This is a genomic window from Tatumella terrea (assembly GCF_039523755.1).
In the GTDB taxonomy this organism is placed as follows: Bacteria; Pseudomonadota; Gammaproteobacteria; order Enterobacterales; family Enterobacteriaceae; genus Tatumella; species Tatumella terrea.
The window spans coordinates 29739-53210 of record NZ_BAAAFX010000015.1 but is presented as its reverse complement, the minus strand read 5'-3'; the positions used below and the strand labels follow the sequence as shown (position 1 = coordinate 53210).

The window sequence follows — 23472 nt, the reverse complement described above, 5'->3', positions numbered from 1 at the left end:
CCAGGCATAATTTTGTGGAGCAAAACATGAGCAGCGATAAAATTGTTCACTTGACCGATGACAGTTTCGAAACCGACGTCCTGAAAGCGGAAGGTGTGACACTGGTAGACTTCTGGGCTGAATGGTGTGGTCCTTGCAAAATGATCGCGCCAATCCTTGATGAAGTCGCTGAAGAATATCAGGGCAAACTGACGGTTGCTAAGCTGAATATCGATGATAACCCGGGCACAGCGCCTAAATACGGTATTCGTGGTATCCCGACGTTACTGTTATTTAAAAACGGTGAAGTTGCTGCGACCAAGGTCGGGGCATTATCCAAAGGTCAGCTGAAAGAATTCCTGAACGCTAATCTGGGTTAAGATCAAATACAGACGTCGGTGGTGGTTTATTTTTGTGCTGTCACTAGACGTCTGCTTTTTGTCGTGCTAAGTTAATCCTACTGCATTACGCTCTTACCAGTAGTCAGAATCTAAGATTTCCTTTTGTTAAGCCGGTCTGTGTATCCGTCAGAGTGGGTTAGCAATCCGGTGGGTTACCACCACGTCGCATTAAGGCTGTCTCGTCATAGATTGTCTCTGTATATTGATGACTTCATTGTCGGACACCTGGTTAACATATTTCTATTTACAGGTTACAGGCCGGATTTCCTGCCATACCACTCATGACTAACATTTCGAGTAATACCCCGAGTCAAGAACCCATCACTATGAATCTTACCGAATTAAAAAATACGCCGGTTTCTGAGCTGATTACTCTCGGCGAAAATATGGGGTTGGAAAACCTCGCGCGTATGCGCAAACAGGACATTATTTTTGCCATTCTTAAGCAGCATGCGAAAAGTGGTGAAGACATCTTTGGTGATGGTGTTCTGGAAATCCTGCAGGATGGCTTTGGTTTCCTGCGTTCAGCGGACAGCTCTTACCTTGCCGGTCCGGATGATATTTATGTATCGCCGAGCCAGATCCGTCGCTTCAACCTGCGTACGGGTGACACCATCGCCGGGAAAATACGCCCGCCGAAAGAAGGTGAGCGTTACTTTGCCCTGCTGAAAGTCAACGAAGTTAACTACGACAAACCTGAAAACGCCCGCAATAAAATCCTGTTCGAAAACCTTACCCCGCTGCATGCCAACAATCGTCTGCGTATGGAACGTGGTAATGGGTCGACCGAAGATATCACTGCCCGTGTGCTGGACCTGGCATCGCCCATTGGTCGCGGACAGCGTGGTCTGATCGTCGCGCCACCGAAAGCAGGTAAAACCATGTTACTGCAGAACATCGCGCAGAGCATCGCCTACAACTATCCTGATTGTGAGCTGATGGTCCTGCTTATCGATGAACGTCCGGAAGAAGTGACCGAGATGCAGCGTCTGGTGAAAGGTGAAGTCGTTGCGTCGACGTTCGATGAGCCAGCTTCCCGTCACGTTCAGGTCGCAGAAATGGTTATCGAGAAAGCCAAGCGCCTGGTTGAGCACAAGAAAGATGTCATCATCCTGCTGGACTCCATTACCCGTCTGGCCCGTGCCTATAACACCGTGGTCCCGGCGTCCGGTAAAGTCCTGACCGGGGGTGTGGATGCGAATGCATTACACCGTCCGAAACGTTTCTTTGGTGCTGCCCGTAATGTGGAAGAGGGCGGAAGCCTGACCATTATTGCCACCGCACTGGTGGATACCGGCTCTAAAATGGATGAAGTCATCTATGAAGAGTTTAAAGGGACCGGTAATATGGAACTGCATCTGTCGCGTAAAATTGCTGAAAAACGTGTGTTCCCGGCCATTGATTACAACCGCTCGGGAACCCGTAAAGAAGAATTACTGACCACGCCTGAAGAGCTGCAGAAAATGTGGATCCTGCGTAAAATCATCCACCCGATGGGTGAGATTGATGCAATGGAATTCCTGATCAACAAACTCGCGATGACCAAAACAAACGAAGAATTCTTCGATATGATGAAGCGTTCTTAATCGATCGTTTTTTCCGGTCGTAGGAATTTGTTGAAAGTAGTGAAACGCCACGTCTTTACGTGGCGTTTTTATTGAACAGGTTATAGCATTATCAGGGACAGGGAAATTTGTGACGGAGCTACACATGGGGACCACATCTGCGAAGAATGTCGCCGGCAGCACAGAACTCACTCTCTGAATCAAGGTAAAAACGTCAGGAGTTTTTTATCGTAGTGAGAATTCTAACTGAGAGCGTTTAATGTGAATTTACTCGAGATGAGTTCTGAACTCTGTCTGACTTTTCTTTTCTCGCTGGGATTTTTATTTTTCGCCCGCAAGCTGGCGAAAAAAGTGGGACTGGTGGATAGGCCCGATTACCGTAAACGCCATCAGGGAGCGATTCCTCTGGTCGGCGGTATCTCGGTGTTTGCGGGCATTTGTTTTGCCCTGTTGCTGACGAACAGCTATCAGCCACATGCCACACTCTACCTCTGCTGTGCAGGCGTACTGGTGCTGGTGGGGGCGCTGGATGACCGGTTCGATATCAGTGTCAAACTGCGTGCGCTGGTACAGGCAGCCATCGCAATTATGATGATGGCCGGTGCCGACCACTATCTGATAAGTTTTGGCTTTGTCATTGGTCCCATCGAATTAAGCGTCGGGCCGTTCGGTTATCTGCTGACACTCTTTGCCGTCTGGGCGGCGATCAATGCCTTCAATATGGTCGATGGAATCGACGGACTGCTGGGCGGACTGTCGTGCGTCAGCTTTGGTGCATTAGGGATTATTCTTTTTCTGAAAGGGCAACTCAGCATGGCATTCTGGTGCTTTGCGATGATTGCCGCCACTCTGCCTTATACCTTACTCAACCTCGGGCTACTCGGCCGGCGCTATAAAGTATTTATGGGCGATGCCGGCAGTACGATGATTGGTTTCACTATCATCTGGATCCTGCTCGAAGCGACCCAGGGCTCGACCCATGATATCCGGCCGGTCACCGCCCTCTGGATCATCGCCATCCCGTTAATGGATATGGTTGCCATTATGTATCGCCGTTTGCATAAAGGGATGAGTCCGTTTTCTGCAGATCGCCAGCATATCCATCACCTTATCATGCGTGCCGGCTTCAGTTCCCGTCAGGCATTTTTACTGATCACCCTGTCTGCTGCCATACTCGCAGCTATCGGGGTTATCGGTGAATATCTGCCTATCCCCGAATGGGTAATGATGGTGTTATTCCTGGTGGCGTTTTCAGGCTATGGCTATTGCCTGCGGCATGCCTGGCGGGTCGCCAGACTGATCCGGCGGCTGAAACGCCGCTGGCACAACCTGCATAATGATCGTAACGACCGGGATTAACCCGGATTTCCCCGGTAATAAGGACTGACCTGTATGGCTTCTTCTGTTGAAAATGAACTGGATATTGCGTTGTTATTCAGGCGGTTGTGGCGGGGTAAGACACTGATTGCCGGTGTTGCCCTGGCCGGCGTGTTGCTGGCCGCGGGTTATGCACACTGGGCAAGACAGGTCTGGAGTTCAACGGCGATCGTTGACCGGCCGCAACTGAGTCAGTTGGCCGTTTATTACGATCAACGGCAACTGCTGACACTGCTGGAAGGGGACACCTCATCGGCACTGAATGCTTCAGCGGTCTGTGATGAGGTGTATCAGGAGTTTCTGTTACAGCTTTCCTCCTGGGACAGTCGCCGGGATTTCTGGCGTCGTTCGGATTACTTCCGCGACAAAGTGAAGGCGCATCCGAACCGGCAGGCCATGATTCTTGACCGGCTGATAAGCGACATCCGCTTTCAGCCTGCGGATGCAGCCCGTGGAACCCATGATACGGTGATACTGCTGGCTGATAATGCGGCAGCCTCCAGCCATTTACTGAGCGACTATGTCAGTTTTGCCAGCCAGCGGGCGGTCGCTGTGCTGAACAGCAACTTACGGGAAGAATGGCAAAGTCAGTGGCGGGCGAACCAGGTCCGGGCCATGAAATCACCGGCAGACGCAGGACCGATAGCGGCTCCGGCCTCGTCGGTATCACCATCGACACCGATAGGGGCTGAGCCACGGCTATCGGACGATATCCGGACATGGCGCTATTTACGTTCCCCTGAGCCACCCGTCAGCCGGGAAAGCCCGCGTCTGGTGCTGCTGATGGTGATGTGGGGCGTGACCGGTGCGATCGCGGGAGCGATCATTGCGATTAGCCGCCGTCAGGTGACCTGATGGTGGCAGATAAACCGCTCGATCCGAAAGGAGCCGTTGTGAAAGTACTGACTGTTTTCGGCACGCGTCCGGAAGCCATAAAAATGGCCCCCCTGGTCACTGCGCTGGCAGGGGATGCGCAGATTGAATCACGCTTATGCGTGACGGCACAACATCGTGAAATGCTCGACCAGGTTTTACGTTTATTCCGGCTGGCGCCGGATTACGATCTTGATATCATGCGACCCGGCCAGGATCTGACCGCCATCACCTGCCGTATTCTGCAAAGCCTGCAACAGGTACTGGCAGAATTTCGTCCGGATATTGTGCTGGTACATGGAGACACGACCACCACGATGGCCGCCAGTCTGGCTGCGTATTATCAGCGTATTCCGGTCGGCCATATTGAGGCCGGATTGCGTACCGGGGACCTCTTTTCTCCCTGGCCCGAAGAGGGTAACCGCAAAATTGCCGGGCATCTGGCCCGCTTTCATTTTGCGCCGACCGACTGTTCGCGTGAGAACCTGTTGCGGGAAAATATTCCTGCTGAGCGGATCTTTGTGACCGGGAATACGGTCATCGATGCGTTGTTGTCGGTGAGAGCAAAAATTCTCGGGGACAGCACGCTGGAGCAACAACTGGCGGCACGATACCCCTTTCTAAACCCGGAACAACCGATGATACTGGTCACCGGCCATCGCAGAGAGAGCTTTGGTGAGGGGTTTGAGCGGATTTGCAGTGCGCTGGCCGAACTGGCTGTCCGGCATCCGGAGGCTCAGATAGTCTATCCGGTGCACCTTAATCCGAATGTCAGTGCGCCGGTCAGACGTATCCTGCAGGGGATCACCAATATTTTCCTGATAGAGCCGCAGGATTACTTACCTTTTGTCTGGCTGATGAACCGTGCACGGTTGATCCTGACAGATTCCGGCGGGATACAGGAAGAAGCTCCCGCACTGGGCATCCCGGTACTGGTGATGCGTGAGACAACGGAACGTCCTGAAGCGGTTGCGGCAGGCACTGTACGACTGGTCGGTACGGATATTACGAAGATTGTGGAGCAGGCCTCCTTATTATTACAGGATGCTGATCACCGCCAGGCCATGTGCGGGGCGCATAATCCGTATGGCGACGGTACCGCCTGCCAGCAAATTATAAAAATACTAAAACAGCACAGAGTAACGTTATGAGTTTTGGAACGATTTCTGTTGTCGGCCTCGGCTATATCGGCCTGCCTACGGCGGCAGTTTTTGCCTCTGAGAAACAAAAAGTGATTGGGGTTGATGTGAACCCGCGTACCGTTGATATCATCAACCGCGGCCATATCCATATTATCGAACCGGATCTTGATCAGGTGGTGGCCCGGGCGGTGCGTGAAGGCTATTTACGGGCAGCACTGACCCCGGAGCCGGCCGATGCCTTTCTTATCGCCGTGCCGACGCCTTTTGCTGAGGGTCATCAGCCGGATTTACGTTATGTCCGTGCGGCGGCAGAGTCTATTGCCGGTGTGCTGAAGAAAGGCGATCTGGTGATCCTGGAATCCACCTCGCCGGTCGGTACCACGGGTCAGCTTGCCGGATGGCTCGCTGCGCTACGGCCTGACCTGGTCTTTCCGTCGCAAAGTAGATCGCCGGATATTCATGTTGCCTATTGTCCCGAGCGGGTGTTGCCCGGAAAAATCATGACTGAACTGGTTAATAATGACCGGGTCGTGGGGGGAATGACGGAACGCTGTGCCGAACGCGCCTGTGAGCTATATCGTCTGTTTCTGAAGGGGGAATGTGTCACGACCGACGACCGTACCGCAGAAATGTGCAAGCTGACTGAAAACAGTTTCCGCGATGTTAATATTGCCTTTGCTAACGAGCTCTCAATGATTTGTGATGAGCAGCAGATCAATGTCTGGCAACTGATAGCTTTGGCTAACCGTCATCCCCGGGTCAATATTCTGCAACCGGGGCCCGGGGTGGGCGGCCACTGCATCGCCGTTGACCCGTGGTTTATTGTGGCACAAAACCCGCAACAGGCCCGTCTTATCCGTACGGCCCGGGAAGTCAATGACAGTAAGCCACAATGGGTGCTGAATCAGGTAAAACAGCAACTGGCTGATTGCCTGAATGCTACCGGTAAGCGTGCTGCGGACATCCGCATTGCCTGCTTCGGGCTGGCCTTCAAAGCTAATATCGATGATTTACGTGAAAGCCCGGCATTAGATGTTGTCGGGATGATCAGTGACTGGCATCAGGGAGAAGTGCTGGTGGTGGAACCGCACATTGATACGGTTCCGGCGGCGTTAGCGGGTAAAGTGACGCTGACTGACAGCACGAATGCCCTGCAGCACGCCGATATCCTGGTCATGCTGGTGGATCATCAACAGTTCCTGCACATTGATCCCGCGTTGCTCGCGGATCGACGCAGAGTCGATACCCGGGGCATCTGGGGATAAACCTCAACGCAGACAGACAGGGAGTGCAGATGCAAATCAATGGCAGTATTTCTTTTCTCGAATGGGAATCTGAATTTTTTGGCAGCCGGATAGGCCGGTTTACACCCGGTGGCGATCAGACGCTGCCGGTGGAGGTGATGCAGCAATATCACCTGTTACAGGCCAGAGTCAGCGCAGAGGATTACGAAAGTCTCGGAACGCTTAACCGTCTTGGTTTCCGGCTGGCAGAGGGTGAAGCCTCTCTGGTCATGACGCTCAGGCAGACCGCACGCCAGACCGGTGTGCGTATCGCACGGGCGGGACAGATCCCGGAATTACGCCAGGCGGCAGCCAGCGCCTTTCAGCAAAGCCGTTTTCGGGCCCCGTGGTTTAACGAGGATGACTGCCGGCGATTTTACGCCCAATGGATCGAAAATGCTGTGAACGGGACGTTCGATGATCAGTGTCTGGTTGCCTGTAATGCGCAGGGCAAGCCCGAAGGATTCGTTTCAGTCCGTGAAACCGGAGAGCAGGCGCGTATTGGCCTGCTCGCTGTTTTACCTGATGCCCGGGGGAAAGGTGTGGGCCAGCGGTTATTACTGGCCGCGGCCGACTGGGGACGGGTAAGGGGTGTCACACAGCTCCATATTACGACGCAGCTTAGTAACCTGGCAGCAATGCGGCTCTATCTCCGTAGCGGTGCGCGGCTGGAAAATACGGCATATTGGTTATACAGGAAAACAGATGATCCCCTTTAATTCTCCTCCGGTAACAGGCAGTGAACTTGACTATATGCGCTCGGCGATGGAGAGCGGAAAACTGAGCGGCGACGGCGGGTTTACCCGACGCTGCCAGCAATGGATGGAACAGCAGTTCGGGAGCCATAAGGTTCTGCTGACCCCTTCCTGTACGGCTTCGCTGGAAATGGCGGCACTGCTGATTAATATTGTGCCTGGCGACGAAGTTATCATGCCAAGTTATACCTTCGTTTCAACTGCGAATGCGTTTGTCCTGCGCGGCGCACGCATCGTCTTTGTCGATATTCGCCCGGATACTCTTAATATTGACGAAACGCTGATTGAAGCGGCAATCACCGACAAAACCCGGGCGGTAGTGGTAGTGCATTATGCCGGGGTCCCCTGTGAGATGGACCCCATTGTCCGGCTGACCGAAAAACATCAACTCTACCTGATTGAGGATGCCGCTCAGGGAGTCATGTCTGCCTATAAAGGCCGGCCGCTAGGATCTATCGGCCATATCGGGTGTTTCAGTTTTCATGAAACCAAAAATTATACGGCCGGTGGAGAAGGGGGGGCGACGCTGATTAATGATCCTGAACTGATCGCGCGTGCCGAAATTATCCGGGAAAAAGGGACCAACCGGAGTCAGTTTTTCCGCGGGCAGACAGATAAATATACCTGGCGGGATCTGGGGTCCAGCTACCTGATGTCGGATTTACAGGCCGCCTATTTGTGGGCTCAGCTGGAATCTGCTGAGCAGATTAATCAGCGGCGTCTGGCGTTGTGGAATAATTATTACTCTGCCCTGCAACCTCTGGTCAGCCAGGGACGTCTGACATTACCGGTGGTGCCGGAAGGCTGTACCCACAATGCCCATATGTTCGCTATCCGGCTTGAAGATAATGACACCCGGGAAAGACTGATTGCCTGGATGAAAGAAGCCGATATTCTGGCGGTATTTCACTATATTCCGTTGCACAGTTCTCCGGCAGGGGAGCAATTTGGGCGTTTCTACGGGGAAGATCGTTATACCACTTCACAGAGTGAGCGATTGCTGCGGTTGCCACTGTTCTACAATCTGACGGATAACAACCAGAAGACGGTTATCGGCTCACTGATGAGTTTCTTTCGCTGATGTCACTGGCTAAAGCCTCTCTCTGGACGTCGTTATCAACACTGACCAAGATCCTGTGCGGACTGCTGGTCATAAAATTACTGGCGGTCAGTTATGGCCCGTCAGGGATTGGGCTGGCAGGAAACTTCCGGCAACTGATCACCGTTCTGGGAGTGATGGCCGGTGCCGGCATATTTAATGGCGTCACCCGATTCACTGCAGAGTATCAGCAGCAACCGGAGAAACTGCGTGCACTGACGGCCACCTCTTCGGCGATTGTGTCGGGGGCAGTTTTTTTACTGGCTGTTGTCCTTTTACTGGCGGCGGCCCCGATTAGTGACACGCTTTTCGGAAATGACCAGTACAGCCAGGTGATCCGGGTTGTCGCCTTTCTGCAGGCCGGCATCGCCTGGGCAAACCTGCTGCAGGCGCAACTGAAAGGCTTCCGTGATGCCAGGGGCAATGCGCTGGTGGTTGCCGGCGGCAGCCTGCTGGGCGTAGTGGGGTATCTGCTGAGCTGGCTGGCGGGAGGGTATTCCGGGGTGCTGATCGGGCTGGCTCTGGTGCCGGCGGTAACCCTACTCCCGGCAGGCGTCTTACTGAAGGGCAGAACGCCTGTGCAGTGGCACTGGTTTATTCCGCGCTGGCATCCGCAGATGGCTGCGCAATTATTTCGCTATACCTTAATGGCCATGATGACGGCACTGACGTTACCGGTGGCCTGGATTATGATGCGTAACCTGCTGGCGGCGCATGCAGGATGGCAGGACGTGGGGTTATGGCAGGGCGTGAGCAGTATTTCAGATGCCTGGCTGCAGTTTATTACGGCAACTTTCAGTGTCTGGCTATTACCGACACTGGCCCGACTGAGCCGTAAACAGGATGTTGCCAGGGAAATAGGCCGGGCATTACGCTTTGTATTACCGGTCGTCGCGGCTATAGCCATCATGGTCTGGCTGCTGCGTGATGTGGCGATTTGGCTCCTGTTTTCACCGAAGTTCAGTGCAATGCGCGATCTGTTCGTCTGGCAACTGATCGGTGATTTCTTCAAGGTCGGTGCTTACGTCTTCGGTTACCTGGTGATTGCCAGGGCTTCCCTGCGTTTTTATCTTCTTACCGAGGTCAGCCAGTTTATCCTGTTGATGGCCAGTGCCTGCTGGCTGATCCCGGCCCATGGGGTGATCGGCGCCGTACAGGCTTATGCACTGTGTTATATGATTTATTTTGCCCTGTGCGGGGCGGTATTTTTGTGTTGGTATAGAAAATGACGACATTGATCCATCTGCTCGGTGCAGATATCCCCCATCATAACCTGACATTGCTCCGTTTCTTTAATGATCAGCTGGCCACGCAGGTCCCGGTGGCACAGGCACGGAAATTTATGGTGGTCTCTTCTGCCCCGGAGTCACTGGCTGAGTTTACTTCACTGGAACTACAGGTTTTTTCTGATAAAAAAAGCCTCGCACAGGCAGTGGTGAAGCTGGCCGCTGATCGCCGCTACCGCTTTTTCTGTCACGGACAGTTTAATCCCTGGCTATGGCTGGCGTTACTCAGTGGGAAAATTACCCGCCATCAACTGTACTGGCATATCTGGGGGGCCGATCTCTATGAAGATTCCCGTCAGCTTCGTTTCCGGCTGTTTTATCTTCTGCGCCGCAGGGCCAGGAAGCGGGTCGCCGGGGTTTGGGCGACACGGGGAGATATCTGCTATTTTCAGCAACGGGTGCCCTCGGTACCTGCATCACTGCTCTATTTTCCGGCCAGAATGCCGGTGAACGTAAACAGTGACGTCCCTGACGATAACATACCACCGCTGACGATTTTACTGGGTAATTCAGGAGACCCGACCAATCGTCACGCACAGGCACTGGCAGAGATCCATCACCAGTTTGGCGCCAATGTGCGGGTGATGGTGCCAATGGGATATCCGGCCGGTAATCAGCCTTATATCTCGTCTGTAGAGGCGGTCGCTGAGAAATACTTCCCGGACGGGCAGGTCAGTATATTAACGGAAACGATGGATTTCGCGGCGTATCAGAGCATGCTGGATCGTTGTCAGCTGGGTTACTTTATTTTTCAACGTCAACAGGGCATTGGTACTTTGTGTTTATTAATCGAAAAAAATATTCCGTTCGTTGTCAGCCGGGAAAATCCGTTCTGGCGTGATCTGACAGAACAGAAACTGCCCGTCCTTTTCCAGGGGGATACACTGACTTTGCCTGTGATTGATGAAGCCCGCCGGCAGCTGGAAAGCTGTGATAAATCCGCGATTGCTTTCCTTTCTCCGGGATATCTCCAGGGCTGGTATGAGCTGTTACATTCGCTGGACTCCGGGGAGGAAGCATGAGTCTGTTGCAGTTCTCCGGTCTCGCTACCGTTTATCTTTGCTGCCTGACCTTTGTGCTGACACTGACCTGGAAAGAGTTCCGGCGGGTGCGGTTTAATTTTCATCTGTTTTTTTCGCTGCTGTTTTTACTGACATTTTATTTCGGGTTTCCGCTGACCAGCTTGCTGGTATTTTGCTTTCATGCCCCGGTGGTGCCCCCGGAATATCTGTTACAGGCGATACTCTCTGCCACCGGGTTCTATGGTCTCTACTATCTGACATATAAAGTGAAATTGCGCCGGGGAGGGCCATCGGAGGTTCCGGCATTACTGAGAATGAACCGGGTGGAGACACTTATCCTCTGTGGCTTACTGGCATTCATTGCCATTGGCACCGTGGCTGTTTTCTTTATGCATAATGGGTTTTTACTGTTCAGGCTCAGTTCCTACAGCCAGATCTTTTCCAGTAAGGTTTCCGGGGTTGCACTGAAACGGTTTTTCTATTTCTTTATCCCGGCGATGCTTATCGTTTATTTTCTGAAGCCGACACGGAAAAACTGGATGATCTTTCTGGTGTATACCGTGGGCTTCGGGGTGCTGACGTACCTGATTGTCGGCGGTACGCGGGCCAATATCATTATTGCTTTTGCTCTGTTCCTGTTTATCGGTATTACCCGTGGCTGGATTAATCTGGCAATGCTGGCGTCCGCTGGCGTGTTATCGGTGGTCGCGATGTTCTGGCTGGCGTTACGACGTTATAACCTGCAGGTGTCGGGCGATGAAGCGTTCTATACCTTCCTCTATCTGACCCGGGATACCTTCTCGCCGTGGGAAAATCTGGGCTTATTACTGAGTCATTACCACCGGATCGAATTTCAGGGGCTGGCCCCGATGTGGCGTGATTTCTATGTCTTTATTCCTGGCTGGTTATGGCATGACCGACCGGCGACGGTTCTGAATAGTGCTAATTACTTTACCTGGGATGTGCTGCACAATCATTCAGGCCTGGCAATTTCCCCGACCCTGATAGGCTCGCTGGTGGTCATGGGCGGGGCCTGGTTGCTGGCACCCGGTGCGGTAGTGGTCGGGCTGATTATCAAAGGCTTTGATGCGATTTACCGGCAGGCGCAGCAGGAGAAGAACCGCTATACCGCGGCGGTACTGAACAGCTTTTGCTTTGGTGCCATTTTTAACATGATAGTGCTGGCACGTGAGGGGCTGGATGCCTTCGGTTCGCGGATAGTTTTCTTTAGTGTTATTTTTCTTTTTTCGTTACTGGTAGCTAAAACAGTTTTCTGGTTTCTGAAAAGCGCAGGCGTTATCCGTGACCGGATTGTCCGGACAACCGATGCCGCGTTAACTATTAAAAATCAGTAATGGCAGGACAATGAGTGCATGAGTAATTCTTCCGTGAAGCCCCCCTACAATATACGGGGGGTACCTCTGTATGGTTTCAGTTCTCTCAGTGAGTTCACTGATTTTCTGTTACCACCGCAGCATCCCCGGTGCGGGATGCTGGTGGCGATTAATGCAGAAAAAATCCTGACGGCAGAACAAAATCCGCAGGTGCAGCAGATTTTATCGGCGGCGGAATTCAACTATGCAGACGGCATCAGTATTGTCCGTTCGATACGAAAAAAATATCCGGGCAGTAAAGTGACCCGCATTGCCGGTGTCGATCTCTGGTATGCGTTGATGCAGTCCGCGGGTCAGAAATGTATTCCTGTTTTTCTGGTCGGTGGGCAGGCAGAGGTACTGCAGTATACCGGTGATAAACTGCGGCAACAGTGGGCAGTCCCGGTGGCCGGTACACAGGATGGCTATTTTACGGAACAGCAAACAGAGGGTGTGATCCGTGCGATAGCCGACAGCGGCGCAAAGATAGTGACCGTGGCGATGGGTTCCCCCCGTCAGGAACTTTTTATTCGCCGTTGCCGTGAAATTTATCCTGATGCGCTCTATATGGGCGTAGGCGGGACGTATGATGTTTTCAGCGGTCGGGTTAAGCGTGCCCCCCTGATATGGCAGAAAATGGGTCTGGAGTGGCTATACCGGCTGATTAAGCAGCCCTCCCGCTGGCGAAGACAGCTCAGGCTGCTCCGTTATCAAAAGTATCACTGGCTGGGGAAATTGTGATTCAGCAGCAGTATCGCGGTGAATTATTACCCGTTATGCTGAATCTTCGCTCAAACTGTGCATTCAGTAAGCAAATGAATTTTTTTATTTAAAAAGCACTAGACAGGATCACCTCAAACCCGTAATATCCGCATCCGCAACGGCGCTAAGCGCCCGTAGCTCAGCTGGATAGAGCGCTGCCCTCCGGAGGCAGAGGTCTCAGGTTCGAATCCTGTCGGGCGCGCCATTTGGTTTATGCGCAAGAGCTGCGGTGGTTTACCGCGAGAGTAGTAAAGATGTTTTTGGCATCGTTGTAGTAAGAAAGATATGGTGGCTATAGCTCAGTTGGTAGAGCCCTGGATTGTGATTCCAGTTGTCGTGGGTTCGAGTCCCATTAGCCACCCCATTTTTTGCTGGTTATGCGAAGGTGGCGGAATTGGTAGACGCGCTAGCTTCAGGTGTTAGTGTCTTAACGGACGTGAGGGTTCAAGTCCCTCTCTTCGCACCAGGCAAAAAATAAGAGAGAAAGCAGTATTTCGGCGAGTAGCGCAGCTTGGTAGCGCAACTGGTTTGGGACCAGTGGGTCGGAGGTTCGAATCCTCTCTCGCCGACCATATTTGAAGAAACCCGCTCCGGCGGGTTTTTTTACGTCTGGAGTTAACAGGATGAGAACCTCCGAAGGAGGTTTGAGCCGGGCGGAGCGAGACAACGTTGCGTAGCAACGGCCCGAAGGGGAATCATCCTCTCTCGCCGACCATCTTCGAAGAAACCCGCTCCGGCGGGTTTTTTTACGTCTGTAGTTAACAGGATGAAAACCTCCGAAGGAGGTTTGAGCCGGGCGGAGCGAGACAACGTTGCGTAGCAACGGCCCGAAGGGGAATCATCCTCTCTCGCCGACCATATTTGAAGAAACCCGCTCCGGCGGGTTTTTTTACGCCTGTAGAAAGTTTAAGACCCGGGCATTAACACTCCCCGTCAGACACAGATCCTCGCTATCCTCTCACTTATCACTTCGGCCTGTCATTCTACGCTGCATATAGCACTCAGAAATCGTCCATCGGGTCACCAGCACTGTATTTCAGATCAAAACCATGATTCGCTTAATCCCAGATTCCGCACCGTTGCCCTGTCGCCCATGGCGGGGCAACGACTGCCTGCCTGACCATAAGGTGAGCAGAATATTCACCCTGCTGACACGAACAAACTATCCGGTTTTCCGGGGAGCCGGTTCCGCCTGTTATATCTGCCGTCTGGCGGCGGCCACGTTCAGGCCAAAAAACGGCTATCAGCCGTAAGGCAAGGGATTTCATACTGACCCCGTAAATATGGTTTCAGGACATCTAAGGTAGTTCACGTACCGGGTGTTAAGATAAATACCGGTTTACAAGCGGTTATTTTATTTGTACATTGAAATGTACAATGTTGTCGATGGAAGTGTGTAAATGAAAGCTGTCAGTTACAGTGAAGCGCGTCAAAATCTCTCTGCAACAATGATTCAGACTGTTGAAGATAGAGCCCCTATCCTGATCACCCGGCAGAACGGTGAATCATGTGTGTTGATGTCTCTTGAGGAATTCAATTCACTTGAAGAAACCGCTTATTTATTGCGCTCTCCTAAAAATGCCCGCCGACTCATGGATTCAGTCGAGAGCCTGAAAAATGGTAATGGTGTAGAAAGGAATGTTATTGAGTGAAACTGATTTGGTCTGAAGAAGCGTGGGAAGATTATCTTTACTGGCAAAATACGGATAAAAAGACAGTCAGGAAGATCAATGAACTTATCCAGGATGCCAGCAGAACTCCGTTTGAGGGGAAGGGTAAACCAGAGCCACTCAAATATAATCTTACGGGGTTTTGGTCCCGAAGGATAACGGCAGAACATCGATTTGTTTATGCTGTAAGCGATGATTCTCTATTAATAGCATCTTGCCGTTATCATTACTGACTACCCACTTAATCCTTCGTGCGGTATTTTTTCATAAGGTGTCCAAATACCTGCCGCGCTACGGTAATCTCCCCGAAAGACCGCTGTGTTCATATGTAGAATTTTCTCGTCGTCTGGCCCGGGGAGATTTCTATGAAAAATGACGTTTACTGATAGCCGGATTACGGCCACTCTAAAACACGTCAGGGCAGGAACGCCAGTGCCTGGATTGTGGCGCGAATATGGCATGTGCAACGTCAGTTTGTATCAGTGGCATTCACGTTTCGGCGGAATTCCGGCGTAGGCTGTTTCCGGTTTTTTGGTGGCTGATACGGATTTTATCATTGGGTCACCTCTGATTAAGAGTGTACTCACTTATTCGGGTGTCCACTATTGCCAGGTATGCCTGACAATAAAACGAACGGAATACTCACTGTCCTGACCATAGAAACCCACAGACGAACGGCATATTCCAAATCTGAGATAAAAAATAACAACCAGATTCCTTACCCACAGACCTGAGACAAAAATCGCCCCGGTTTTCTCCGGGCCACCAACACGGGTGACTTACCGCGACATCGCACCGCTGAGCGAATGAATATGTCCAGGACGAGCCGCAGGGACGCGGCGAGAGGTCATGCTGAGCAGGAGCGAATCATGACCGGTCCGTCAAGGACAAATGAGTGAGCGAAGGAACCGCGCAGCGGCGGGCAGGCTTGTCGCAAGGCTGGGAGTGCAGAGGGCGCGGCCCTGCGCCCTTTGCCTGGTCGCCCGCGGCGGGGCCCGGACAGCATGCCCGATGATAAAGCGAACGGAATATTCACTGTGCTAAAACTAATAAACCACGAACTGAATATTCCCTGTCTGAGATAAAAAATAACAACCAGATTCCTTACCCACAGACCTGAGAAAAAAAATCCCCCGGTTTTCCCCGGTCCCGCATCCCGGTCGCCCGCGGCGGGGCAAAGGCAGTATGCGTGGCAATAGAGCGAACCGGACAGGCAGGGGCTGAAATAAAAAAGGTGCCTGTTAAAGGCACCTTTGTATATGACGATTTGTTCTGCTACTGCTCCGGGTTTTGTTTCAGAGTCAGTAACAACCCTTCACGTCGCATCCGCGCAGCTTCTTCCGGACGGCGCATCTTGTCATAGCAATCCGCCAGCCAGGCGTAATCAAACGCATCTGTACGCTGTTCCAGCGCCTGACGGAAGGCTTCAGACGCCTGTTGCCATTCGCCCTGACGCATCAGCATCTGCCCCAGTGTACTGTTCAGTAGCGGGGTAGCACCGTGCTGCTTAATCTGCTGGCGCAAGGCTTTTTCCAGCTGTTCAGGCGACGTACTGTTAATGCGTGGCAGAAGCAGGATCAGACGCTCGTCATACTGACGCTTCAGTCCGCTCAGTACAATTTCCTGCGCCGTTGCCGGGTCATTGCACTCAATCAGGTGATTTGCCATCGCGACCTGCAGGGCGGTGTCCTGACGGGTTTTACGGCTCTGATTTCCCCACCACTGCTTAAGCCCTTCGCTGCCTTGTTCCGCCATGGCCTGATTCATCATACCCAGCCAGGCACGTTGCCGGAGATCCTGTAACTGATCGTCATTGATCACCTGTGACTTCTCCATGGAAGGCAGAATATCGAGCAGAGCCCGCCAGGCACCGGTATTCAGATAAGCCTGCTCTGCCAGGCGGAGCACTTCAGGGTGGCGTGGTGCCACTTCCAGCAAACGATCAATGCAGTGACGGGCCGCATGATCCTCTTTACGGGCCAGCAGAATACGGGCACGGGTAATTTCCACCGGGATCTGGTTGTCGCTGCTGACTTCAGCGGCACGCTCCAGGTGCTGATTCGCCCGGATTTCGTCCCCTCGCTGTTGTGCGGCTTCTGCCGCCAGCAGATAGTTGGCTAAAGGATCAGCCGCATGATCGGCATCGCGGGACAGCAGTTTCTCAACCTGCTTATGGTCGCCCTCCGCCAGTTTGATCAGCGCATCACGCGTATGTTGCTGTGCACGGCGACGTTTGCGGCCGGTGAACCAGCCACGGGTACGCTTTCCGGTACGCAGCAGTCGACGCAGCAACCACTCGATGGCCAGGATCACCATCAACGCAACGATCAGGATGATCACCAGTCCGGTCACACTGGTTTCAATATTCCAGTGATCGGTCTGGATCAGTACATATCCCTGGTGACCCGCCAGCAGAGGGCCCAGCACAATCCCTGCCAGTAGCAATAAAAACAGAATCAGGATTTTTAGCATGCTTAATTCCCCTGTTGTACAGAGGGTGCTGAAGGCTGACTTAGCAATCCGCGAACCCGGGTTTGCATCAGTTTATCCAGCAATGGCTGGCTGGAAAGTGCATCCGGCACATCCATCGCAATGTTCTGCTGTTCCAGCGCATCAATCTGTGACAGAAATGCCCTGGTGGCCGGGTCGCTGGTGTCATACCAGGCGCGTACCCAGGAAGACACAGATTCCAGAGATTGTTTATAAATTTCGTTCTGGTGGCGCGGCACCGCCTGCGCAGCAATTAGTAATTTCGAACGGATATTTTCACGCAGATAAATATCCTGATTCGGGGCCAGCAGCGGCTGGGCGGTATTATCGCGACGGCGGATAGTAATAAAATTATCCATAAAGTTGTGCCAGCTTTTCTCCAGATTTTCACGCCATTGAGTCAGAGAACCGGAGAGTTCTTTGCTGTCGGCATCCATCGGATTGCTACTGTCTTCATCATCGGCCAGTCGCAGATTATCGACCCCGTTCGACAACTGATTCAGTTGCAGAATGATACCGTCATAATCCACCTGATTGATGGCAGAAAGGGTACTGATATCATTGGTCAGCGCGCGGCGTATATTCAGTACACTCGGGTCATCCATCTGCGCCAGGCTGCCATCAGCACTCTTTAATAACGCTGCCGCGGTGGTAACATCCTGGTCACTCCAGAGTTTTCTCCCTGCCAGCTTCACCAGATAGTCGGCCTGAGCAATCAGCCAGCTGTTACTGTCATTGCCGGTCAGTGAGGCGACTTTATCACGTAGTGTACTCAGTTCTTTATCGGTGGCTCCCTGCTGCAACCTGGCATCCTGAAGTGCCTGTGTCGCTGAGCTAAGCTGCTGTGACAGCTGCTGCTGGCTGGTCTGGCTTTGCTGTGTCAGATCATTCAGTTGCTTTTCCAGTGACTGCAGAGAACGGGTCGCTGCACCTTGCTGCTGTGTGCTGTACCAGTAACTTCCGCCACCGGCAGCCAGAGCAATGATAATGGCCACAATGGCTAAAGTTGTTCCGCTGTTTTTTGCCGGTGAAGTCTTTTCTGCTGCCGGAGAAAGATTCTCTTCCGGTGGTGTGACTTCAGGCATGGCGGAGGGGTCTTTTTGTTCCGTCATTTTGGCTCATCCCATTGTTTTTTAGTTCAGTATAACGCGCGAAATAACGCGTCGTTATCCGCGCCATCAGCTACCGTTACAGACTGCCAGCCAGCTTCTCCGGCGAGGGTAGCTAAACGTTCACTGACGACAATCAGCCGGCAGTGTAATAACCATTCTCTGCGATCGATGGCAGGAAACAGCTGATATAAAAGTTGCAGCATTTCACCACTGGTCACGACCAGCGTGGTAATACCTTGCCTTCGCCAGCGCACCGCTTCTTCTGCGCCATGATACTGACAGGGGACCCGCTGATAGCATTCGCTGAGTTCAACGACAGCGCCACGCTCTGTGAGCGTTTCTGCCAGCAGCTCCCGGCCGCCATTTCCCCGAAGGATCAGTGCCCGTTTACCGGTGAGATCCTGCAGCGAAGGCAGATTCAGCAGCGTTTCACTGGTACCGGTATCCTGCGGGTAATTCACGTTCTGCAAACAGGCCTGATGTAATGCCAATGCGCTACGCCGACCTATAGCATAATAGTCGACACTAGCGGGCCATGCAGTATTGCTTTGCATAATTACCGGGGCCGCAAAACGGAGCGCCTGGTGTGATACGGCAAACAGCAGGTCATCCCGCGTCAGTGCAGACAGCTTTTGTGGTAATTCAGGCAGGCCCCGGCCGGCAGCATATTCAATTAACGGCAGGCTCCAGGCATGTTTGCCTGCCTGCCGTAATCGGGCCACCAGCGCGGAGGCTGAAGGCTCTGGCCGGGTGACCAGGATGGTCATACCGGCGGATGCCCCTGATAGACATCCCGTAAAATGTCCCCGGCACCCCGTTCCAGCAGTTCTTCCGCCAGCGAAATTCCCAACTGTTGAGCCTGAGAACGGGGGCCACGACGTTCGCCGTGTATAATCCGGCTGCCGTCCGGTGTTCCCACCAGCCCCCGTAACCAGAGTTCGTCGTTCTCCTGAAGAATAGCATAGCTGCCAATCGGTACCTGGCAACCGCCTTCCAGCCGGGTATTCATCGCCCGTTCTGCACGGACACAGGTTTCAGTATCGTGGTGGTTAAGTGCCTGCAGCAGTGAAATCAGTTCAGCATCATCCAGACGGCATTCAATACCGACCGCTCCCTGACCGACCGCAGGCAGAGATACTTCTGCCGGCAGCGTACTGCGGATCCGTGTCTCCAGCCCCAGTCGCTTCAGACCAGCCGCAGCCAGAATAATCGCATCGTATTCCCCGGCATCAAGTTTGGAAAGACGGGTACCGACATTGCCACGTAAAGAGCGGATCACTAAATCCGGGCGGCGTGCACTTAGCTGACACTGACGGCGCAGGCTGGATGTGCCCACGATGGCGCCGGCAGGAAGTTCATCAATGGTCTGATATTTTTCAGACACAAAGGCATCATGCGGGTCTTCGCGGGGACAAATCGTGACCAGGCCGAGACCATCCGGAAATGCGACAGGGACATCTTTCATGGAATGCACCGCCAGATCGGCACGATTTTCCATCATGGCCAGTTCCAGCTCTTTGACAAACAGCCCTTTACCACCCACTTTCGATAACGGGGTATCCAGCAGGACATCACCTTTAGTGACCATCGGGACCAGTTCAACCTGTAAGCCCGGATGGGCGGCCATCAACTGTTCCTGCACATAATGCGCCTGCCAGAGAGCCAGCGGGCTTTGCCTTGTCGCGATACGAATTGTTTTGTCAGACATGTCGTTAACCGTTTTTGTCGTTTGCTAATCATCCTATCATTTAAACGATAAATGTGGCAGGCTTCGGCGATGAAATCCGGACGGTCAGTAATGGTATATGGCCCGTCGCAACCAGGGTTCAGTGGCATCTAATATTAAGATTCCGTGGTGAAAGGTGATAAAATAATCATTGCAGTGACCGTGGGCGGGTCCGGGAGTGGAAATGTTTTTTTTTCATTTCGTACTGTCCCTGCGTCACGAGTATCTTGTTTTATCGGAGTATAAAAGTGCGTAATTACCGGAAATTGCAGGCAAAACGTCTTGTACCTTTATATTGAAACTCTGAAACAGAGACTGGATGCCATTAACCAGCTCAGGGTCGATCGGGCAATGGCAGCGATGGGACCCGCTTTCCGGCAGGTATATAGCTTGCTGCCTGCTTTACTGCACTATCATCATTCTGCGCTGCCGGGATATCAGCTGGGCAACGTACCGCACGGTATCAGTTTTTTTACGCCTGCTGCACATCAGCTGAACCTCCTGAAACGTTTTTCTGACGAACCCTTCCTGCAGCATATCCACCCGCAGGGAGAAGCGCCGATCACCGGGGTGTATTCCATGGGCAGTACGTCCTCGGTGGGGCAGAATAATCATTCCGATCTGGATATCTGGGTCTGCCATCAGTCCTGGCTGGACAGTGACGAAAGACATAAATTACAGAATAAATGCCGCCTGCTGACTCAATGGTGCCAGTCGCTCGGCATCGAAGTCAGCTTTTTCCTGATCGATGAAAACCGTTTCCGGCATAACGAAAGCGGTAATCTGGGCTCCGAGGACTGCGGCAGCACACAGCATATTCTGCTGCTGGATGAATTTTACCGTTCCGCTGTCCGGATGGCGGGCAAACGTATCCTCTGGAATATGGTGCCGGTCTCAGAAGAGGGGCGCTACGATGATTATGTCATGTCTTTGTATGCCGGTGGCGCGCTGACCCCCAATGAATGGCTGGACCTGGGGGGCCTGAGTACGCTTTCGGCCGAAGAGTATTTCGGTGCCAGCCTCTGGCAGCTGTATAAAAGTATCGACTCCCCTTATAAAGCCGTCCTGAAAACCTTACTGCTGGAAGCCTATACCCGCGAATATCCGGATACCCGCCTGCTGGCGATGGATATCAAACAACGACTGCATGACGGTGAAATAGTCAGTTTTGGCCTTGACCCGTATTGCATGATGCTGGAAAAGGCCACGGACTATTTACAGGCGATTGATGATCCGGCCCGGCTGGACCTGGTACGCCGGTGTTTCTACCTGAAAGCCTGTGAAAAGCTGTCGGTGGAACAGCCGCAGGGACGTTCACAATGGCGGCGGGAAATATTAAGTCAGCTGGTAAAAGAATGGGGCTGGGATCAGCAACGGCTGCAGATGCTCGACAGCCGTGACAGCTGGAAGATCGACCAGGTACGCGAAGCGCATAACGAATTACTGGATGCGATGATGCAGAGCTATCGTAACCTGATCCGTTTTGCGCGCCGTAATAATTTAAGTGTGAGTGCCAGCCCGCAGGATATCGGGGTGCTGACCCGTAAATTGTACGCAGCGTTTGAAGTGCTGCCCGGCAAAGTGATCCTGGTCAACCCGCAGATTTCACCGGATCTGAGTGAAGAGAATCTGACGTTTATCCACGTCCCGGAAGGGCGTGCCAATCGCCCTGGCTGGTATCTGTATAATTATGCGCCGCAGATGAATTCCATCATCAGTCATCAGCCGCTGGAATATAACCGCTACCTGATCAAACTGGTGGCATGGAGCTGGTTTAATGGTCTGCTGACCGACAAAACCCGGCTGCATATTAAAGGCAGCGGCGGATGTGATGCCGAAAAACTGCAGGGTCTGGTGGCGGATGTCTCCCATCATTTCCCGCTGCGTGTACCGGCTCCGACCCCGAAAGCGTTATACAGCCCGTGTGAAATTCGTCATCTGGCCATTATGGTGAATCTGGAATATGACCCTACCGCGGCGTTCAGGGATCAGGTCATCCATTTTGATTTCCGTAAGCTGGATGTTTTCAGCTTCGGACAGCAGCAACGCTGCCTGATCGGGAGTATTGACCTGCTGTACCGCAACTCCTGGAATGAAGTGCGTACCCTGCATTTTCACGGAGAGCAGTCGATGATTGATGCGCTCAAAACCATCCTCGGTAAGATGCATCAGGATGCGCTGCCCCCGGACAGCGTTGAGGTCTTTTGTTACAGCCAGCACCTGCGCGGGCTCATCCGTACGCGGGTTCAGCAACTGGTCTCGGAATGCATTGATATCCGTCTCTCCAGCACCCGTCAGGAACCGGGACGCTTTAAGGCTCTGCGGCTGGCAGGAGATACCTGGGGGATTTTCTTCGAGCGGATGAGTGTGTCGGTCCAGAAACTGGAAAACGCGGTAGAGTTTTACGGTGCCATTTCCAACAATAAATTGCATGGCTTATCGATTAAGGTGGAATCGCAGCAAGCGGAATTGCCGGCGGTCGTGAATGGCTATGCCAGTGAAGGGATCATTCAGTTCTTTTTTGAAGACAGCCCGTCTTCCGCCGATTTTAATATTTATATTCTGGATGAGCAGAACAGGGTCGAGGTCTATCGCCATTGTGAAGGCAGTAAGGAAGAACTGGTGCGCGATGTCAGCCGGTTCTATTCGTCCTCGCACGACCGCTTTACCTATGGCTCCGGCTTTATCAATTTTAACCTGCCCCAGTTTTATCAGCTGGTGGCAGAAAGCGGAAAAACCCGGGTGTTACCTTTCCGGTCAGCCTCTCACGATGAAGTGGCTGAACATGTTTCCCCGCAACTGAGCCAGAATATCTTACCGCGGTCAAAAAATTTGTTCTGAACGGAGTCAGCCGGCACAGACATCCTGCCGGCTTGCAGACTCAGAAACTGAATTTTTCGCCGGACTGGGCGGTACACGCCTGCTCCAGCAAGGCCCAGAATTCGGTCCCGCTGCGGTCACAAATCCAGTGTGACGACTGGTAGCTGAAGTGATATCCCCCGGCTTTTGTCGCCAGCCAGACCTGATGCAGTGGTTCCTGACGGTTAATGACAATTTTACTGCCATTTTCAAAGCTCAGCGTCATCACACTGCCGTGGGTTTCGTAATCGATATCGGCATCGCCGTCATGCTCATCCAGGCGCTCTTCGACGCTCAGAAGTAACTGGTCTGCCAGTTGATGAAATTCACTGTCGTTCATTATTGCTCCCCTGTTTTTTGCAAAGTATAGCGCGCTGATATTGTTTGCCAATCCTTGTCGGGTTCCCGGGGAAAGGCTTCTGCATCTGAGAGCGGAATTCAGGGATTTTCTGTTGCTTTTCCTTGTTCAACTGCGATGATAAGTGAATGAGATTAAGCACAGATTGAGTGTAAGCAAAATGAAAAAAATGTTCGGTTGGCTGTTAGTCATAGTGATCCCCGCAGTATTAACAGGATGCGGACTGAAGGGACCACTCTATTTTCCGAAAGATCAGGCCCGTCATCATAAAACCACAACAGTCGTGCCACAGGATACTGACACTTCAGTACCTGCAGGAACTGTAGCACCATAAATCGCA

General features: G+C 52.6%; 21 protein-coding genes, 4 tRNA genes and 2 other RNA genes. 22 read left to right on the top strand and 5 right to left on the bottom strand.

Going from position 1 to position 23472, the window contains the following annotated elements:
- The first annotated feature begins 26 nt into the window (after positions 1-26).
- From trxA to ABD035_RS11740, 20 genes are all read left to right on the top strand, one after another.
- Positions 27-359 (top strand): thioredoxin TrxA, encoded by a 333-nt coding sequence (trxA, locus tag ABD035_RS11835; protein ID WP_025904146.1) that lies wholly within the window; start codon positions 27-29, stop codon positions 357-359.
- Positions 360-706: 347 nt separating this feature from the next.
- Complete coding sequence (gene rho / locus ABD035_RS11830; protein ID WP_212714234.1) at positions 707-1966, top strand: transcription termination factor Rho; 1260 nt, start codon at positions 707-709, stop codon at positions 1964-1966.
- A gap of 255 nt (positions 1967-2221) precedes the next feature.
- Positions 2222-3304: a UDP-N-acetylglucosamine--undecaprenyl-phosphate N-acetylglucosaminephosphotransferase gene (wecA, locus tag ABD035_RS11825; RefSeq protein ID WP_343870391.1), complete on the top strand. Its 1083-nt coding sequence runs from the start codon at positions 2222-2224 to the stop codon at positions 3302-3304.
- Positions 3305-3337: 33 nt separating this feature from the next.
- Positions 3338-4177, top strand: coding sequence for a Wzz/FepE/Etk N-terminal domain-containing protein (locus ABD035_RS11820; protein WP_343870389.1), 840 nt, complete (start codon positions 3338-3340; stop codon positions 4175-4177).
- 38 nt (positions 4178-4215) lie between these two features.
- A complete protein-coding gene (wecB, locus tag ABD035_RS11815) occupies positions 4216-5346 on the top strand; it encodes a non-hydrolyzing UDP-N-acetylglucosamine 2-epimerase (protein ID WP_343870403.1) in 1131 nt (376 codons plus the stop codon).
- Positions 5343-6602, top strand: coding sequence for a UDP-N-acetyl-D-mannosamine dehydrogenase (gene wecC / locus ABD035_RS11810; RefSeq protein WP_343870387.1), 1260 nt, complete (start codon positions 5343-5345; stop codon positions 6600-6602). Before wecB ends, wecC begins: the two co-directional genes overlap by 4 nt.
- A gap of 29 nt (positions 6603-6631) precedes the next feature.
- On the top strand, positions 6632-7339 hold the full coding sequence (gene rffC, locus ABD035_RS11805) for a dTDP-4-amino-4,6-dideoxy-D-galactose acyltransferase (protein ID WP_343870385.1): 708 nt from the start codon (positions 6632-6634) through the stop codon (positions 7337-7339).
- Positions 7326-8456 carry a dTDP-4-amino-4,6-dideoxygalactose transaminase gene (gene rffA, locus ABD035_RS11800; protein ID WP_343870383.1) on the top strand — a complete coding sequence of 377 codons (1131 nt, stop codon included), beginning with the start codon at positions 7326-7328 and terminating at the stop codon, positions 8454-8456. The genes rffC and rffA overlap by 14 nt, the downstream gene beginning before the upstream one ends.
- Entirely contained in the window at positions 8456-9703 is a 1248-nt protein-coding gene (wzxE, locus tag ABD035_RS11795; protein ID WP_343870381.1) for a lipid III flippase WzxE, read from the top strand. The genes rffA and wzxE overlap by 1 nt, the downstream gene beginning before the upstream one ends.
- Positions 9700-10782 carry a TDP-N-acetylfucosamine:lipid II N-acetylfucosaminyltransferase gene (gene wecF / locus ABD035_RS11790; RefSeq protein ID WP_343870379.1) on the top strand — a complete coding sequence of 361 codons (1083 nt, stop codon included), beginning with the start codon at positions 9700-9702 and terminating at the stop codon, positions 10780-10782. The genes wzxE and wecF overlap by 4 nt, the downstream gene beginning before the upstream one ends.
- Positions 10779-12137, top strand: coding sequence for an ECA oligosaccharide polymerase (wzyE, locus tag ABD035_RS11785; RefSeq protein WP_343870377.1), 1359 nt, complete (start codon positions 10779-10781; stop codon positions 12135-12137). Before wecF ends, wzyE begins: the two co-directional genes overlap by 4 nt.
- Positions 12138-12155: 18 nt before the next feature.
- The gene (gene wecG / locus ABD035_RS11780) at positions 12156-12896 is read left to right on the top strand and encodes a lipopolysaccharide N-acetylmannosaminouronosyltransferase (RefSeq protein WP_212714224.1); all 741 of its coding nucleotides are present in this window, start codon (positions 12156-12158) and stop codon (positions 12894-12896) included.
- Between the two features lie 149 nt (positions 12897-13045).
- Positions 13046-13122 (top strand) — tRNA-Arg (locus ABD035_RS11775).
- A gap of 83 nt (positions 13123-13205) precedes the next feature.
- Positions 13206-13281 (top strand) — tRNA-His (locus ABD035_RS11770).
- 15 nt (positions 13282-13296) lie between these two features.
- Positions 13297-13383, top strand: a tRNA-Leu gene (locus ABD035_RS11765).
- Positions 13384-13412: 29 nt separating this feature from the next.
- A tRNA-Pro gene (locus ABD035_RS11760) sits at positions 13413-13489 on the top strand.
- A 30-nt stretch (positions 13490-13519) separates the two neighbouring features.
- Positions 13520-13632, top strand: a non-coding RNA gene (locus ABD035_RS11755) — RtT sRNA.
- A gap of 30 nt (positions 13633-13662) precedes the next feature.
- Positions 13663-13775, top strand: a non-coding RNA gene (locus ABD035_RS11750) — RtT sRNA.
- Positions 13776-14317: 542 nt separating this feature from the next.
- On the top strand, positions 14318-14569 hold the full coding sequence (yefM, locus tag ABD035_RS11745; RefSeq protein WP_343870374.1) for a YoeB-YefM toxin-antitoxin system antitoxin YefM: 252 nt from the start codon (positions 14318-14320) through the stop codon (positions 14567-14569).
- Entirely contained in the window at positions 14566-14820 is a 255-nt protein-coding gene (locus ABD035_RS11740) for a Txe/YoeB family addiction module toxin (RefSeq protein ID WP_343870372.1), read from the top strand. The genes yefM and ABD035_RS11740 overlap by 4 nt, the downstream gene beginning before the upstream one ends.
- 1042 nt (positions 14821-15862) lie before the next feature.
- Here the strand turns inward: ABD035_RS11740 and hemY are convergent.
- The 4 genes from hemY to hemC are packed head-to-tail and all read right to left on the bottom strand — an operon-like array spanning position 15863 to position 19897.
- Complete coding sequence (gene hemY, locus ABD035_RS11735; RefSeq protein ID WP_212715095.1) at positions 15863-17059, bottom strand: protoheme IX biogenesis protein HemY; 1197 nt, start codon at positions 17057-17059, stop codon at positions 15863-15865.
- A 2-nt stretch (positions 17060-17061) separates the two neighbouring features.
- Positions 17062-18189, bottom strand: coding sequence for a uroporphyrinogen-III C-methyltransferase (hemX, locus tag ABD035_RS11730; RefSeq protein WP_212715094.1), 1128 nt, complete (start codon positions 18187-18189; stop codon positions 17062-17064).
- Positions 18190-18215: 26 nt separating this feature from the next.
- A complete protein-coding gene (gene hemD, locus ABD035_RS11725; protein WP_212715093.1) occupies positions 18216-18956 on the bottom strand; it encodes a uroporphyrinogen-III synthase in 741 nt (246 codons plus the stop codon).
- The gene (gene hemC / locus ABD035_RS11720) at positions 18953-19897 is read right to left on the bottom strand and encodes a hydroxymethylbilane synthase (RefSeq protein WP_343870369.1); all 945 of its coding nucleotides are present in this window, start codon (positions 19895-19897) and stop codon (positions 18953-18955) included. The genes hemD and hemC overlap by 4 nt, the downstream gene beginning before the upstream one ends.
- A gap of 300 nt (positions 19898-20197) precedes the next feature.
- Here hemC and ABD035_RS11715 point away from each other — a divergent pair, with 300 nt between their 5' ends.
- Entirely contained in the window at positions 20198-22756 is a 2559-nt protein-coding gene (locus ABD035_RS11715; RefSeq protein WP_343870367.1) for a class I adenylate cyclase, read from the top strand.
- Between the two features lie 40 nt (positions 22757-22796).
- Here ABD035_RS11715 and cyaY read toward each other — a convergent pair whose 3' ends face one another.
- Positions 22797-23114, bottom strand: a complete 318-nt coding sequence (gene cyaY, locus ABD035_RS11710; RefSeq protein ID WP_212715090.1) for an iron donor protein CyaY — start codon at positions 23112-23114, stop codon at positions 22797-22799.
- A 178-nt stretch (positions 23115-23292) separates the two neighbouring features.
- Here cyaY and lptM point away from each other — a divergent pair, with 178 nt between their 5' ends.
- Complete coding sequence (gene lptM, locus ABD035_RS17675) at positions 23293-23466, top strand: LPS translocon maturation chaperone LptM (RefSeq protein ID WP_212715089.1); 174 nt, start codon at positions 23293-23295, stop codon at positions 23464-23466.
- The last annotated feature ends 6 nt before the right edge of the window (positions 23467-23472 follow it).

Coding starts and splice junctions, on each gene's coding strand:
- hemD (WP_212715093.1), bottom strand. CDS start 18,956: ATGACCATCCTGGTCACCCGGCCAGAGCCTTCAGCCTCCGCGCTGGTG.
- wecG (WP_212714224.1), top strand. CDS start 12,156: ATGAGTAATTCTTCCGTGAAGCCCCCCTACAATATACGGGGGGTACCT.
- wecF (WP_343870379.1), top strand. CDS start 9,700: ATGACGACATTGATCCATCTGCTCGGTGCAGATATCCCCCATCATAAC.
- hemC (WP_343870369.1), bottom strand. CDS start 19,897: ATGTCTGACAAAACAATTCGTATCGCGACAAGGCAAAGCCCGCTGGCT.
- lptM (WP_212715089.1), top strand. CDS start 23,293: ATGAAAAAAATGTTCGGTTGGCTGTTAGTCATAGTGATCCCCGCAGTA.
- wzxE (WP_343870381.1), top strand. CDS start 8,456: ATGTCACTGGCTAAAGCCTCTCTCTGGACGTCGTTATCAACACTGACC.
- ABD035_RS11820 (WP_343870389.1), top strand. CDS start 3,338: ATGGCTTCTTCTGTTGAAAATGAACTGGATATTGCGTTGTTATTCAGG.
- wzyE (WP_343870377.1), top strand. CDS start 10,779: ATGAGTCTGTTGCAGTTCTCCGGTCTCGCTACCGTTTATCTTTGCTGC.
- hemY (WP_212715095.1), bottom strand. CDS start 17,059: ATGCTAAAAATCCTGATTCTGTTTTTATTGCTACTGGCAGGGATTGTG.
- wecA (WP_343870391.1), top strand. CDS start 2,222: ATGAGTTCTGAACTCTGTCTGACTTTTCTTTTCTCGCTGGGATTTTTA.
- rffC (WP_343870385.1), top strand. CDS start 6,632: ATGCAAATCAATGGCAGTATTTCTTTTCTCGAATGGGAATCTGAATTT.
- rffA (WP_343870383.1), top strand. CDS start 7,326: ATGATCCCCTTTAATTCTCCTCCGGTAACAGGCAGTGAACTTGACTAT.
- hemX (WP_212715094.1), bottom strand. CDS start 18,189: ATGACGGAACAAAAAGACCCCTCCGCCATGCCTGAAGTCACACCACCG.
- yefM (WP_343870374.1), top strand. CDS start 14,318: ATGAAAGCTGTCAGTTACAGTGAAGCGCGTCAAAATCTCTCTGCAACA.
- trxA (WP_025904146.1), top strand. CDS start 27: ATGAGCAGCGATAAAATTGTTCACTTGACCGATGACAGTTTCGAAACC.
- cyaY (WP_212715090.1), bottom strand. CDS start 23,114: ATGAACGACAGTGAATTTCATCAACTGGCAGACCAGTTACTTCTGAGC.
- wecC (WP_343870387.1), top strand. CDS start 5,343: ATGAGTTTTGGAACGATTTCTGTTGTCGGCCTCGGCTATATCGGCCTG.
- rho (WP_212714234.1), top strand. CDS start 707: ATGAATCTTACCGAATTAAAAAATACGCCGGTTTCTGAGCTGATTACT.